The following is a 14,478-nucleotide window of genomic DNA, read 5'->3' as shown; positions in this document are numbered from 1 at the left end:
CCCGGATGGTTGCTATTCAGCCGCCAGCGGCGGCTGGGAAACAACTTCGAGCAACTCGCGATTGAGCCGTGCTTCTTCCTCGGCCTTCGGCTTGGAGAAGCCCGCCAGCAACAGATAGGCGACGGGCGTCAGGAAGAGGGTCGAGGCGGTTGCCATACCGAGACCGCCGACGATGACCCAGCCAAGCGCGATACGCGCCTCGGCACCCGCGCCGCTGGCAAGCACGAGGGGAACACCGCCAAGGATGGCGCATAGCATGGTCATCACGACCGGGCGCAGACGGATATTCGATGCTTCTTCGATGGCCTGGCGTACACTCCTGCCCTGATCACGCAGATGGTTGGCAAACTCGACGATGAGAATGCCGTTCTTCGCCATGATGCCGACAAGCAGCACCAGCCCGATCTGGCTGTAGACGTTCATGCTGGTGCCTGTCATGAGCATGGCAAATACCGCGCAGGCAAGGCCAAGAGGGACCGTGGCCATGACGATGATCGCGCTGATGAAGCTTTCAAATTGGGCTGCCAGAACCAGCAGGATAATCAGGATGGCGAAGCCAAATGTGGTGACCATGCTGGATGAGTTTTCGCCCAGTGTCGCGGCTTCGGCCAGCGGAATGATGCGATAGCCGGTGGGCAGCAGCGGCGCGGCGACCTCCTGTACATCCTTGTAGGCGTCACCGAGCGCAAAATCCGGCCTGAGACCCGAAGTGATGGCGACCGAACGCATCTGCTGTTCGCGCGTCAGCGCGGGTGGAACGGCAACCTCTGTGAGTCTGGCGATAGTCGACATCGGCACGAACCGGCCGTCGCCAGTGCGCAGGAAAACGTTCTCCAGATCAGTCGGATCATTGATCGGAGTTGTGGTCGATACGAGTTTCACATCGAAGGAACGATCTTCGATATAGACCGAACCGACCTTGTAGCCGTCGAGCACCGATTGCAGCGCTTCGGCGAGACCGGTGATGTTGATATTGAGATCCGAAGCGCGCTCGCGGTCGATCGACACGGCCAGTTGCGGCTGGGTCGGCTCATTGGTCAGACGCGGGCGGTCGAAGCGGCTGTCTTTTTCAAGCTCGGCCACGATCTTGGCAGCGGTCGTGCCAAGCTCGGCATAGCTGGTGCCAACGACGGCGAATTGCAGGCCATTACCCGCGCCGCGGATGCCCAGAGAATTCGGCTGCGCGGCAAAAACCTGGATGCCGGGAATGTTGCGGACGCGTTTTGAGATGTCGGCGAGAATCGCCTGCTGGCTCCTTGTCCGTTCCTTCCATTTGGCGAGACTGAGCACCATGAAGCCACGGTTGGTATTGCCATTCTGACCGGCGATCGAAAACGTATTCTGGATTTCGCCGGCATCACGCAAAGGCTGGATCAAGGTTTCGATCTGGCGCATCTCGTCACTGAGATATTCGAGGCTCACGCCCTGCGGTGCGGTAATACGCAGGAAAGCTGAAGCGCGATCCTCAGACGGTGTCAGCTCCTGCTTGAGCAGGGAAAAGGCGCCAAACGCCGTGCCGGCAAACAGCAACGAGATCAGAACCACGATCCACGGGCCGGCAAGGCAGGCGTGCAGCAGACGTTTGTAGAGCCCGCCGAACCAGCTGCCGACACGAGCCACCCGTCCCGGTGTGTGGGTAACATCCTGATGCCTGGCTTCGCTCGCACTGAGCAGACGCGATGCCAGCATCGGACACAGCGTCAGCGCCACCACTGCGGACAGAAGCACGCAAATTGCCAGAACGAAACCAAACTCGCGGAAGAGTCCCCCGGTCTGGCCGGGCAGGAAGGAGAGTGGCACGAAGACGGCGGCAAGCGTCACCGTCGTCGCAATGACCGCGAAGAACACCTCCTGCGTGCCGAGAACCGCTGCAGCGCGCGGGCCCATGCCCTGATTGCGGCGGCGCACGATGTTTTCCAGCACCACGATCGCGTCGTCGACGACCAGACCGGTCGCCAGCACCAGAGCGAGCAACGTCAGTATGTTGATGGAGAAACCGGCAAGATAAATGGCGGAGAGGGTGCCGATCAGGGCGACCGGCAGGCTGACAGCCGGAATAAGGGTTGCGCGAATGTCCCAGAGAAAGAGATAGATGATCAGAATGATGATGATGATAGACACGCCGAGTGCTACTTCGACCTCATGCACGGCACCGGTGACGAAGTCGGCATCGTCGCTGGTCACGCGGATATCGACGCCTTCGGGCAGGGTTTTCTGCAATTGCGCGACCGCCGCGCGAACGCCTGTCGAAATATCGAGTGTATTGGACTGTGCCTGCCTGATGATGCCAAGGCCGATGCCGGTCTTGCCATTAGCACGCAAGATCGATGTGCCGATATCGGGGCCCATCGTCACGGTGGCCACATCGCGGATCTTGGTCTGGCCCTTGATAATGATGTTCTCAAAATCTTCCGGCGTCGCCACCGGAGCCGTGGCACGGACGATGATGCTTTGATCATTGCTGTTGAGCTGGCCGGCAGGCGTATCGAAGGCCATCGTCGTCAGCGCGTTGCGAATGTCCGCGATGTTCATACCGAGGCTGGCGACCTTGCCCTGATTGATGTCGATACGGAATATTTTGCTGCGGTTGCCATTAATCTGCACATCGGCGACACCCGGAACCGAGGCGAGCACGTCCTCGATCTGGTCCTCTACGAGCACTGTCATATCCTCGACCGCCATCGTGTCCGAGGTGACGGCGAGGCGCATGACCGCATCGGAATTGGCATCGGCCTTGACGATCTGCGGCGGATCCGCATCGTCCGGCAGAGTGTTGGTAATGCGGCTGATGGCATCGCGCATGTCGGCGGCGGCAACGTTCAGATCGACGCCATCATTGAATTCGACGGTGACGCGGCTGTTACCGAACGAAGAACTGGAAGATATGGATTTGACGCCCGAAACGCGGGACACAGCGCCTTCGATGGCGGAGGTCAACTCACGGTCCACCGTCTCCGCAGCAGCCGATTCAAAAACAGTCGAGACCGTAACCACCGGGCGATCGACATCAGGCAACTCGCGGACATCAACGCCGTACCAGGCGGCAAGCCCCGCGACGACGATCAGGGCATTGAGCACCAACGCCATGACAGGACGGCGAATGAAGAGCGCGGTAAAACTGGAATCGTTCTGTCCGGTTGACGTGCTCACCGCTTGATCTCAGCCCTGTTCGCCGACGGAGGCAGTTGGCCTCGCGCCGGTATTGACCTGGGGAGCCGGCTGGCCTTGAATCTGGACAAGACCATCCTGACGGACCGACTGCACACCTTCGGCGACAATTTGATCGCCGGGCTTTATGTCGGCATCGACCAGTACATAGGTAGTGTTGCGCTGGACAACGCGCACTGGAACACGTGTCGCCTTGTTATCGGTAATCTTCCAGACATAGGCGCCATCCGTGCCCCACTGAACCGCGAGGGGATCGACAGTCGGGTAGGTGTCGCCAGGAAAGCCGACCGACATCTGGAACGCCATGCCTTCGCGCAAGGCATCGTTTGGATTGGTGATTTTCGCCTGAACATGCAACGTACGGCTCGTCGGATCGACACGGTTATCGATGGCGCTGATTGCGCCCTTGAATGTTTCCCCCGGACGGGCGATCGATGTCGCTGTTACCGGCAGATCGATGGCGATAGATGGTGCAAAACGTTCCGGCACCCAGAAATCGACCAGCAGGTCGGAGCGGTCATCGATCATTGCGACCGTGGTCGATATCGTGATGTAATTACCCGCATTGATTGGCAGGATGCCGACAATGCCACTGATCGGCGCCTTGATGGCACGGCGGTCCAGTGCGAGTTCCGCCTCACGAACATTAAGAGCGGCATTATCGACTGCCAGTTCAGCTTCGGAAAGCTGAACAGCGGATACCGTGTTGCTCGAGCGCAGGCTTTCCGCGCGCTTGAGCTTGGTCTGCGCGTCCCTCAGTGCTATCCGCGCTTTGTCGACGAGGATGCTTTCGGCTTCTGAATCAAGACGGGCAATCACATCGCCGCCTTTTACTTTGGTCCCTGATGTGACGAGAATCTCGGTCAGGCGCCCGGCTGTAAACGGGGTGACAGCAACGGAACTTTTGGCTTTGCCGGTGCCGATTGCCGACAATTTGTCGTTGATCTTCGCTTCAGCCGCAGTACGGACGACGACAAGCGGCAAAGCCTGTCCACCGCGACGCTGTCCCTGACCACCCGCGGGCTCGGTCGCCGCCGTCGAGTTGCGATCAATGCCAGCCTTCGAGCCTGGAAAGAAATACAGCCAGCCAGCCCCAGCAACAGCCAGAATCAGCACGGCAAAAATCAGTTGCTTCCAAAGCCGCATATATCACTCCAAAAGGCCGGTCCCGCATAAAGCAGAGCCAGCACCAAAACGATCATATCCCAACGCACTGGTCAGCGCGAACGGTTGTTTGTCATGCAGAATAAGGGGGTTTTACCTAACCGTTAATGACAATTCCGTTATGTTACAAATATTTAATGGAGAAAGGCCGGCCAGCCGGTCGCTGAAATTGGCCGGATTTGCTCGTCTCTCCTTGAAGGCCCGGTTCTGGCGTGCAACATGACGGGCGGGAAATTCGCAAGGAAAGCAGTCAATGGCGACGAAGACCGATATTGCAAGGCGCGTGTTCAACCACACGTTCAAGCTCGATCCGATCGTACGCAGCCTGCTTGACACGGATTTCTACAAGCTGCTGATGCTGCAGATGATCTGGGGAGTGTATCCGGAAGTGGATGCGACATTCACCTTGATCAACCGCACCACCAGGGTACGGCTAGCCGAGGAGATCGACGAACAGGAACTGCGGGAGCAGCTTGATCATGCGCGGACGATACGCTTTTCCAAGAAGGAAATGATCTGGCTCGGCGGTAACACCTTCTATGGCAAGCGGCAGATTTTCGAACCGGATTTTCTCGAGTGGCTGTCGAATTTCCAGCTGCCGGAGTATGAGCTGACGACGCGGGACGGACAGTACGAACTGAACTTCTACGGACCCTGGATGTACACGACGATGTGGGAGATCCCGGCGCTGACCATCATCAACGAGCTGCGTTCGCGTGCTGCCATGAAGAAGTTGGGACGTTTCGAGCTCGACGTTCTTTATGCCCGCGCCAAGGCCAAGATGTGGTCAAAGGTGGAGCGGCTGCGCGCGCTCCCCGACATTAAAATTTCCGATTTTGGCACGCGCCGCCGACATTCCTTCCTTTGGCAACGCTGGTGCGTCGAAGCCTTGAAAGAAGGTATCGGCGAAGCCTTTACCGGCACGAGCAACGTGCTGATGGCGATGGACAATGATCTGGAAGCGCTTGGCACCAACGCACACGAACTGCCTATGGTACTGGCTGCGCTGAGTACCACCGAAACGGAGCTGCTGAAATCTCCCTATAAAGTCCTGCAGGACTGGAACCGCTACTATGGCGGCAACCTGCTGATTGTCTTGCCGGATGCGTTCGGGACTGCCGCTTTCCTGCGCGATGCTCCGGGCTGGGTAGCCGACTGGACGGGATTCCGCCCGGACAGTGCGCCGCCGATTGAGGGCGGTGAGAAAATCCTCGCCTGGTGGCGGTCGAAGGGGAAGGACCCACGCGAAAAGCTGCTGGTGTTTTCCGACGGACTTGATGTCGATACGATTGAGGATACTTACCGTCACTTCGACGGCAGGGTGCGTATGAGTTTTGGTTGGGGAACCAATCTCACCAATGATTTCGAGGACTGCGCGCCGCGCTTTAACGACCAGTTGAACGCAATTTCACTGGTCTGCAAAGTCAGCGATGCCAATGGCCGTCCCGCGGTCAAGCTTTCGGATAACCCGAAGAAGGCAACTGGCGATCCGGCGGAAATCAAACGTTATCTGGAAGTGTTCGGCGCAGAAGACCGCGTGGAACAAGCCGTGAAAGTCTAACGCACGCGCAGTCCACGGTGGCCGCCCAGTATCAGGCCGACATACGCAACATGATTTCGGCGTTCAAAAGGATACGCTGGTCGGCGGGAATCTCGATCTTCGATTCATCGTTTTCGCCGAGCTTGTCGAACAACAACTTAATCGCCAATCTTCCGATCTCGTTGTAGTTCTGCGCGACCGTCGTCAGTGGCGGGCACATATAACGCGACAATGGCTGGTCGTCATGACCGGCGACGCGCAGGTCACAATCCTCGCCGCGGCCGACCTTTAGGCCTGCCTGGTAGGCGGCAGCCACTACGCCAAAAGCGATACGGTCGGTGGCGCAGAGCACGGTCTTCGTCGGGAAACCGCCTTCCCTGAGGATGCGAACCGTCGCATCGAAGGCAAATTTTTCGAACTCCCAGGTCAAACTCGGATCGATCTTGACGAAACGGGGTTCGAGATTCAGGTTCTTCATCGCCTCGCTATAGGCGTCGCGCCGCTCATATGCGTTGCTGTTGACCGGAGACATGCCGAAATAGCACGGCTGATCACCGGAACGGGTCAGATAGTCTACAATCAGTTTGAAACTTTGCCGGTTGTCGGTGCCGACGAAAGGCGACGTCGCATCGAGCGGTGAATCGACATAGATCAGCGGTATGGATTCGCCGAGCTTGGCCAGCTTGTCGTGATGCGACTTTACCCCGAGCGGCCCGATGATGGCGCCCGCGACGTTCATGGACTTGAACGTCTCGATGGCACGTTCTTCAAGCTCCGGCTTGCCGTCGGAACTCAGGACGAAAGCCAGATAACCAGTCTGTTCGGCGATGCCTTCGATGCGCCGCGTCAGCGCCATGTAGAACGGATCGGTCGAATTCGGAACAATGATACCAAGGATATTGGTGCGGCGGCGATTGAGATTGACGGCGAATATGTTCGGCCGGAAGCCGGACTGCTTGATGGCCGCTTCGATGATTTCCCGGGTCTTCTTGCGCACCGAATTGGGATCGTTGAAATATTTGGACACTGTGGGGCGCGACAGTCCTACAAATGCGGAGAAGTCTTCCATTGTCTTGATCGGCTGATTCACCGCATGCATTCCTTTTTACGATCCTCGGGCATTTCATAAAGCCGTGTGCCGGCGAAGAAATTGCGAAGGACATCTGCAATCATTGCTGAAAATTACGCCGACGCAATACATCTCATGATTGATGCGGGCCACTCTTAATGGTTGAAAATTTACAGAATGAATGACATGCGTCAAGATTTTATTTAATCCGCATCAATTAGATAGAGCTATTTTGACAGAATTGGCGTGTGCAAGGTTGTCGCACCCATAAGTTGACTTATTCATGGATTTAAATTTTACGTGCGGAAACTTGTGCCAAGCTGACTTTGACAGAAGCGACGAATTTGCATTGCGTTCATACTCAAGTAGCATGTGGCCTCTGATAGCAACCATCGAGCAGCAGTAATGGGGGTGCAATGGAGGGCGGCGGTATTCCGAATCCGGAGATATTCACCCATGTCCGCGTGATTATCGGCATCGTCCTCGGTCTCAGCGTCTCGCGGCTCTTGACCGGCATTGCCCGTATTATCCAGCATCCGCAGCGCAAGAACATCTATGCGGTGCACCTTGGCTGGGTGTTGTTCGCCTTCCTCACTGTCGTGCATTTCTGGTGGTTCGAGTTCTATCTGCATGCGCTGGTCTTGTGGAAATTCGAGGCCTATCTCTTCGTCATTTTCTTTGCCAGCCTGCACTTTCTCGCATGCAGCATGCTTTTCCCCGACAGTATGGAGGGCTATTCCGGCTATGAGGATTATTTCATGTCTCGCAGGGCCTGGTTCTTTGGAATACTGGTATCGATATTCGTCTTCGATTTTCTCGATACGGCCATGAAGGGCATGGCTCATTTTCGAGCACTCGGAGTGGAATACCCCTTCCGCAACCTCTTCCTGATCGCGCTTTTCGGATTTGGAATTTATGTTCGCCGGCAAAAAATCCAGCTTGTCGTGCTGGCTTTAGCGCTTGTTACGCAGGTCGCCTTTATTCTGGTCCAGTTCGACACAATTTGAGTTGAACAAGAAAACCCGCCGGTTCGCACCGGCGGGTTTCATTTGTTCGAAGGTCAGGAAAAAGAACCTAGTTCTTTTCGCGGCTCTTCAGAGCGGCACCGAGGATGTCGCCAAGCGAAGCGCCGGAGTCTGTCGAACCGTACTGGGCAACAGCTTCCTTCTCTTCGGCGATTTCCAGCGCCTTGATCGAGACCTGCAACTTGCGGGTCTTCTTGTCGAAGGCGATGACGCGGGCGTCAACCTTCTGACCGACCGTGAAGCGTTCCGGACGCTGTTCGTCGCGATCGCGGGACAGATCAGCGCGGCGGATGAACGAGTCGAGGTCATGATCGACCAGACGCACTTCAAGACCACCATCGGTGATGCCCGTGACTTCAACGGTAACAACGGCGTTCTTGCGCAGTTCACCTGAAGTAGCGGCTTCGCCGACCTTGTCGCCGGTCAGCTGCTTGATGCCGAGAGAGATGCGTTCCTTCTCGACGTCAACATCGAGAACCTGCGCCTTGACCACGTCACCCTTGTTGTATTCCTCGATGACCTGCTCGCCTGGACGGTTCCAGTCGAGGTCGGACAGGTGAACCATGCCGTCCACATCGCCGTCGAGACCAATGAACAGGCCGAATTCGGTCTTGTTCTTGACTTCGCCTTCGACGATCGTGCCGACAGGGAACTTGTCTGCAAAGGTCGTCCATGGGTTGTCGAGGGTCTGCTTGAGACCGAGGGAGATGCGGCGTTTGACCGGATCCACTTCGAGAACAACGACTTCGACTTCCTGTGTGGTGGAGAGCAGCTTGCCCGGATGCACGTTCTTCTTTGTCCAGGACATCTCGGAAACGTGGATAAGGCCTTCGATGCCTGGCTCGATTTCGACGAATGCACCGTAATCGGTGATGTTCGTAACCGTACCGGTGATCTTTTTGCCGATCGGGTACTTCGCACCGATACCATCCCAAGGATCGCTTTCGAGCTGCTTCATGCCGAGCGAAATACGATGTGTTTCCTGGTTGATACGGATGATCTGAACCTTGACCGTCTGGCCGATGGAGAGGATCTCCGACGGATGGTTGACACGGCGCCATGCCATGTCAGTCACATGCAGAAGGCCGTCGATACCGCCGAGGTCAACGAACGCACCGTAATCGGTGATGTTCTTGACGACGCCTTCAACCACCTGACCCTCTTCGAGGTTCTGGACGATTTCAGAGCGCTGCTCAGCACGGCTCTCCTCAAGAACGGTACGGCGCGAGACAACGATGTTGCCGCGACGCTTGTCCATCTTGAGGATTTCGAAAGGCTGCGGGTTGTGCATCAGCGGGGTTACGTCGCGGATCGGACGAATGTCGACCTGCGAGCGTGGCAGGAAGGCTACGGCGCCATCGAGATCGACGGTGAAACCACCTTTGACCTGATTGAAGATCACACCATCGACGCGTTCGCCGCGGTTGAACTTCTCTTCGAGACGGACCCAGCTTTCTTCGCGGCGCGCTTTTTCACGCGACAGAACTGCTTCGCCGAGGGCGTTTTCGATGCGCTCGACATAAACTTCAACGATATCGCCCGGCTTGAGCGAACCGTCCTTGGCTTTCGCGCCGAATTCCTTCAGCGGAATGCGGCCTTCAACTTTGAGGCCGGCGTCGATGATCGCCATGTCTTTTTCAATGGCGACGATACGGCCCTTGACGACGTAACCTTCAGCAAGGTCATTGGTGGCAAAGGACTCGGCGAGAAGAGCTTCGAAATCTTCGCGCGTTGGATTGGCTTCAGACATACATACTCCTGAAAGTGCCGAGATATCACATTGGAAAATCATCGGACACGGCACCGGTGGTTCGTGTTGCGGTTCACCTGCATGCCAACCCGCCCATTGAAGGGCAATCCGGTGCGTGGATCAGCTGCAGATGGTCTAATGCGTGTTCTTTGCGAGAGCCTGATCAATCAGGGTTTTGGCGCTAAGAAACGCGGTCTCTATATCCATTTCCGTCGTATCTAGCAAGTGCGCGTCGGCAGCGGGCTTCAAAGGCGAATCGGTGCGCCCCATATCGCGGGCGTCGCGGCGGGTGAGATCCTCCAGAATCTCCTCATATTTGGCACAGCCGCCGCCCGATTTGATTTCATTATAGCGGCGCTGGGCCCGCGCTTCCGGCGACGCGGTGATGTAGAGCTTCACCGGCGCGTCGGGGCAGACGACCGTTCCGATATCGCGCCCGTCAAGTACGGCGCCCGGGGCGCGCTCGGCGAAGCTGTGCTGCATGGCAACGAGCGCCCGGCGCACTGCCGGCATGATCGCGACCTTCGATGCCGCCTCGCCGACATCGTGGGCGGAAAGTACCGCGCGGTCGAGCTTCGACAGATCGATGGCGCGCGCAGCCTTCTCGGCGAGAAATTCGTCATCCAGCGGCATGTTCTGATCCATCAAAGCCTTGGCGACGGCCCGATAGGTCAGGCCCGTGTCCAGATGATGAAAACCGTAGGCCTCGGCAATCCTTCGGGCGAGCGTTCCCTTGCCCGAAGCGGCGGGGCCATCGATGGCGACGGTAAAGTGAGTCTGCGGTGTAGGCTGATCCTTTTCATCCTTGTCGAACAGCCATTGTCCAAGCGCAAAGAGCAGATAGGCAGCAGCCAATACAAGCGTAATGATAGGCGTAATCCCGATGCTGACGAAGGCAAACCCGCCGAGCGTCGTCAACATCGATTCAAGCCAGTCTGGCATGGCCGCTACAAAATTCTGCAGCAGCGCATCGATGCTGAAGATCAGCACGAACTGGAAGACGAACAGCCAGAACAGTAGCGCAAACAGGCCAAAGCGAACCCGCAGGCCGAACCGTTCGATCACATAGGGAATGGCAACAACGGTAAATGACGTCAGCAGGAAAAACATCAGATGATCCTTCTCTTGCCCATGAAATAACCTATGCCGTATCCGGCGATCGATCCAAGTGCTGGCGGCAACAGCAGAAACTGGAATGGCATCCACTCGCTTGCATCCGCTGCGCCCGGCCTTGAACTGACCGAAGCATTCCACGCATAGAGGAAGATGAGCGTCAAAGGAAGAAGGACACGAGATATCGTGCTGGTTATACCCGGCCATGGCCGGGGCGCCTTGCTCGCAACCGTGCCGCTATAGGCGCTTCGTCCTGCCCAGACAATGAAGGGCACGCTGGACATCGTATACAGGAAATACACGGTAAGACGCGATATGAGCTCGGTCATCGCTGACTTTCTGGCTCGTTTTCAGGTTGGCGTGTCGAGTTCGGAAATCTCCGCGCCCATTCCCGTCATCATGGCCATGAATTCCGGGAAGCTGGTAGCGATCATGGTCGAATCGTCGATGGTGACGGGCCTTTCCGCGGCGAGGCCAAGGATGAGAAAGCTCATTGCGATGCGATGGTCGAGATGCGTCTCTACCGTGCCGCCACCAAGGCCCTTGCCATCCGGACGGCCGCGTACGCTCAAAGTATCATGCCCTTCCGTGCAATCGGCACCATTGGCCTTGAGGCCGTTGGCAACAGCCGAAAGCCGGTCGGATTCCTTGACGCGCAGCTCCTCGATCCCGTTCATCACCGTTTCGCCAGTGGCAAAGCAAGCCGCGACCGCAAGCACGGGATATTCATCGATCATCGACGGCGCGCGATCTGCAGGCACATTGACGCCCTTGAGCTCGGAGGCGCGAACGCGCAGATCGGCCACATCTTCGCCGCCGGCAAGGCGCGCATTGAGTATCTCTATGTTAGCGCCCATTTCCTGCAGCGTCAGGATCAGCCCGGTGCGTGTCGGGTTCATCAGCACATTGCGAATGGTGATATCGGAGCCCGGCACAATGATGGCCGCAACCAGCGGAAAGGCGGTGGACGAAGGGTCGCCCGGCACATCGATCGTCTGGCCGGTGAGCTTGCCCTGACCCTCGATACGGATATGGCGCACATTATCCTTGTTTGTCTCGACGGAAAGACTGGCGCCGAAGCCGACCAGCATCTTTTCCGTATGATCGCGCGTCATCACCGGCTCGACGACCGTGGTAATGCCGGGCGTATTAAGCCCGGCGAGCAGTACGGCGGATTTCACCTGCGCTGAGGCCATAGGCACGCGGTAGGTGATCGGCGCTGCGACTTTCGGACCGCGCAGCGTCAGCGGCATGCGGTCACCTGTCGCGGCGGAAACCTGTACGCCCATTTCGCGCAAAGGATCCAGCACGCGGCCCATCGGACGCTTCGACAACGAAGCATCGCCGACGAAGGTGGTCTCCATGGCATAGGTGCCGACGAGACCCATGGTCAAGCGCGCGCCGGTGCCCGCATTACCGAAATCGAGCGGTGCTTCCGGGGCAAGCAGGCAGCCATTGCCGGTTCCCTGGATGATCCAGACATCGCCTTCCTTGGCGATCTTCGCGCCCATCGCCTGCATTGCGCGGCCCGTATTGATCACATCCTCACCCTCGAGCAGGCCGGTGATGCGTGTTTCGCCAGAAGCGAGCCCGCCAAACATGAAGGAACGATGCGAAATGGATTTATCACCGGGAATACGGATATCGCCGGAGAGAGCCTTTGAACGACGGGCGCTGGCGGGTTTGGGCAATGCGGAATGGGACATGGACTGGGTCAATCGCAGAGAAAGTTGCTGTTTTGAGTGGGGCTGGCAAGTGCTGGCGTTCCTAACACAGCTTGCCTGCGCGGTCATCTCGCAAATTCAATGATTGACACAGGCTTTTTTCGCTTTGACAAATGCGATGAATTGCGTTTATGGGACCGCAAATTCATTTTGATGAGTGTCGGCATAAACGGTTGGACCCATAGGGACCTGATATTAGCCGATTGCAGGCGAGCGCAGCAAGACGAGGCAAAACGTGGCGAATCCAAAACTTGGCACCAAGCGAGTTGACCCGGAAACCGGTCAAAAATTTTACGATCTGAACCGCGATCCGATCGTTTCGCCCTATACGGGCAAGAGCTATCCACTCAGCTATTTCGATTCCACCGCCGCGTCTGCGCGCGAAGAAGAGGAAGAGGTCGAGACGGAAGAGCTCGATGTAGCTTTGGAGAAGCCGGAATTCGTTGCGCTTGAAGAGGCTGACGCTGACGGCGACGATGTCCCGGATATCGGCGATGATGATGTCGAGGTCGAGGACACTGACGATGACGACACCTTCCTCGCAACGGACGAAGAAGACGAAGATGACGATGTCACCGACATTCTTGGCGGCGGCATCGGCGACGACGACGAGAATTGATTTCGAATAGTCCTGTTCGCCGAAAATATCCGGCGAACAGGACTTGATCTTCCGGGCGGCGGGCGATAAGTACCCGCCATCTTTGCGAAAGCAGAGGCAAGGTTCCAGACCTTGCCGGACAGTTTGCCGGTTTACCCGGCGCGGCCCTCACGGCCGTTTGGAATGGGGCCATAGCTCAGCTGGGAGAGCGCTTGCATGGCATGCAAGAGGTCAGCGGTTCGATCCCGCTTGGCTCCACCACTACTTTATCAATAACTTACAGGATCGCGTATACCTTTGACCCTCCAACCCGATTTAAGGGGAGGGCGGCTGGGGAAACACAGGGGAAACGTCGGCAGACCTGAGGGCCTACCTGTGCCCCTCCATCGTGCGTTCCCATCGCTCTAAATCACGTTCCCTCCAAAATGGATGCACGCTAAGGTACGCTGCCAGAGGGAAGTTTTTGGCTTTGTCGCGTCGCCAGCGACTGAGCGTCATCCTGGAGATATTCCCGTAACGCGCTCTTACTGGCTCTGTTGCAACGGCTGAGTTGGGTTAACGAAGGCTGATACCATAACAACTATGCGGCGAGGATCGCGAACTGCTCAGCCAGGGATGGATTCGGATTGAAGGCGTACCTTGCCTGTCGCTTGCGCATCATTTCGATGCCAGACAAGATGATGCGGGCAGTTGCCGTCGATTTGAATCCGAGCATCGGTCGCACGCGGCGCTTGATGCGCCGGTGATCCTGCTCGATCTGATTATTCAAGTATCGACTTTTCCTGACGGTGATCGGTTTCAGCTGACGCCTTGAGCAATCCTGCAAGCGATTTGTCGTGTCGCAGGAAACGATTGCCTCCCGGTTGGTCTGGCTGCCGTCGATGACGACGCGATCCGGTCGGCCATGGCGCTCCAGCGCCTTGTTAAAGAAGCGCTTTGCCGCAGTGAGATCGCGATGCTGGCCAAAGAGGAACTCGACCGTATCGCCAACGCTATCGATAGCGCGATAGAGATACATCCACTGGCCTCGAACCTTGATGTAGGTTTCGTCCACATGCCATTTACCGGTGACGCAGCGCTTGCGCCTGTTGAACTCGATCAACATTGGTGAAAAACGAATTGTCCAGCGATGGATGGTCGTATGATCAACCGCAATGCCGCGCTCGGCCATCATCTCCTCAAGATCGCGCAGGCTCAGATTGTAGGCAAGATACCAGCGTACACATAACAGTATCACTGATCGGTCGAACTGGCGGCCCTTGAACATCGAAACTCTCCGAAAATATTCGAAGGGTTCCTTGCCATGCTGCCGGTAACCAAAACGTTG

Annotated in this window: 11 protein-coding genes and 1 tRNA gene; 4 read left to right on the top strand and 8 right to left on the bottom strand. The window is 57.1% G+C overall.

The genetic code is table 11. The annotated features are described in order from the left end of the window. Nucleotides 1–12: 12 nt before the first annotated feature. Both ACSQ3H_RS02570 and ACSQ3H_RS02565 read right to left on the bottom strand, forming a co-directional pair. On the bottom strand, nucleotides 13–3,087 hold the full coding sequence (locus ACSQ3H_RS02570; RefSeq protein WP_436119327.1) for an efflux RND transporter permease subunit: 3,075 nt from the start codon (nucleotides 3,085–3,087) through the stop codon (nucleotides 13–15). Between the two features lie 72 nt (nucleotides 3,088–3,159). Beyond that, nucleotides 3,160–4,314, bottom strand: a complete 1,155-nt coding sequence (locus ACSQ3H_RS02565) for an efflux RND transporter periplasmic adaptor subunit (protein ID WP_436115590.1) — start codon at nucleotides 4,312–4,314, stop codon at nucleotides 3,160–3,162. Between the two features lie 271 nt (nucleotides 4,315–4,585). Here ACSQ3H_RS02565 and pncB point away from each other — a divergent pair, with 271 nt between their 5' ends. Continuing rightward, on the top strand, nucleotides 4,586–5,893 hold the full coding sequence (gene pncB / locus ACSQ3H_RS02560; protein ID WP_436115589.1) for a nicotinate phosphoribosyltransferase: 1,308 nt from the start codon (nucleotides 4,586–4,588) through the stop codon (nucleotides 5,891–5,893). Between the two features lie 31 nt (nucleotides 5,894–5,924). On the opposite strand, the gene ACSQ3H_RS02555 is transcribed toward pncB, so the two are convergent. Further along, nucleotides 5,925–6,971 carry a LacI family DNA-binding transcriptional regulator gene (locus tag ACSQ3H_RS02555; RefSeq protein WP_436115588.1) on the bottom strand — a complete coding sequence of 349 codons (1,047 nt, stop codon included), beginning with the start codon at nucleotides 6,969–6,971 and terminating at the stop codon, nucleotides 5,925–5,927. Between the two features lie 386 nt (nucleotides 6,972–7,357). On the opposite strand from ACSQ3H_RS02555, the gene ACSQ3H_RS02550 reads away from it, so the two are divergent. Beyond that, nucleotides 7,358–7,948, top strand: coding sequence for a hypothetical protein (locus ACSQ3H_RS02550; RefSeq protein WP_436115587.1), 591 nt, complete (start codon nucleotides 7,358–7,360; stop codon nucleotides 7,946–7,948). Nucleotides 7,949–8,015: 67 nt separating this feature from the next. Here ACSQ3H_RS02550 and rpsA read toward each other — a convergent pair whose 3' ends face one another. The 4 genes from rpsA to aroA all read right to left on the bottom strand — a co-directional run bounded on the left by rpsA (nucleotide 8,016) and on the right by aroA (nucleotide 12,535). Beyond that, the gene (gene rpsA, locus ACSQ3H_RS02545; RefSeq protein WP_436115586.1) at nucleotides 8,016–9,716 is read right to left on the bottom strand and encodes a 30S ribosomal protein S1; all 1,701 of its coding nucleotides are present in this window, start codon (nucleotides 9,714–9,716) and stop codon (nucleotides 8,016–8,018) included. A 135-nt stretch (nucleotides 9,717–9,851) separates the two neighbouring features. After that, entirely contained in the window at nucleotides 9,852–10,532 is a 681-nt protein-coding gene (gene cmk / locus ACSQ3H_RS02540) for a (d)CMP kinase (protein WP_436119326.1), read from the bottom strand. Nucleotides 10,533–10,825: 293 nt separating this feature from the next. After that, complete coding sequence (locus tag ACSQ3H_RS02535) at nucleotides 10,826–11,158, bottom strand: hypothetical protein (protein ID WP_436115585.1); 333 nt, start codon at nucleotides 11,156–11,158, stop codon at nucleotides 10,826–10,828. 21 nt (nucleotides 11,159–11,179) lie between these two features. Beyond that, entirely contained in the window at nucleotides 11,180–12,535 is a 1,356-nt protein-coding gene (gene aroA, locus ACSQ3H_RS02530) for a 3-phosphoshikimate 1-carboxyvinyltransferase (RefSeq protein ID WP_436115584.1), read from the bottom strand. Nucleotides 12,536–12,788: 253 nt separating this feature from the next. On the opposite strand from aroA, the gene ACSQ3H_RS02525 reads away from it, so the two are divergent. Both ACSQ3H_RS02525 and ACSQ3H_RS02520 read left to right on the top strand, forming a co-directional pair. Then, on the top strand, nucleotides 12,789–13,172 hold the full coding sequence (locus ACSQ3H_RS02525; RefSeq protein WP_436115583.1) for a TIGR02300 family protein: 384 nt from the start codon (nucleotides 12,789–12,791) through the stop codon (nucleotides 13,170–13,172). 164 nt (nucleotides 13,173–13,336) lie between these two features. Beyond that, nucleotides 13,337–13,412, top strand: a tRNA-Ala gene (locus tag ACSQ3H_RS02520). A 319-nt stretch (nucleotides 13,413–13,731) separates the two neighbouring features. Here the strand turns inward: ACSQ3H_RS02520 and ACSQ3H_RS02515 are convergent. After that, nucleotides 13,732–14,418, bottom strand: coding sequence for an IS6 family transposase (locus ACSQ3H_RS02515; protein ID WP_436115582.1), 687 nt, complete (start codon nucleotides 14,416–14,418; stop codon nucleotides 13,732–13,734). Nucleotides 14,419–14,478 lie beyond the last annotated feature (60 nt).

Origin of the sequence: Phyllobacterium sp. LjRoot231 (genome assembly GCF_964253365.1) — a bacterium.
In the GTDB taxonomy this organism is placed as follows: domain Bacteria; phylum Pseudomonadota; class Alphaproteobacteria; order Rhizobiales; family Rhizobiaceae; genus Phyllobacterium.
Note: the sequence above shows the minus strand (reverse complement) of the source record. Positions and strands in the feature narration are given on the sequence as shown.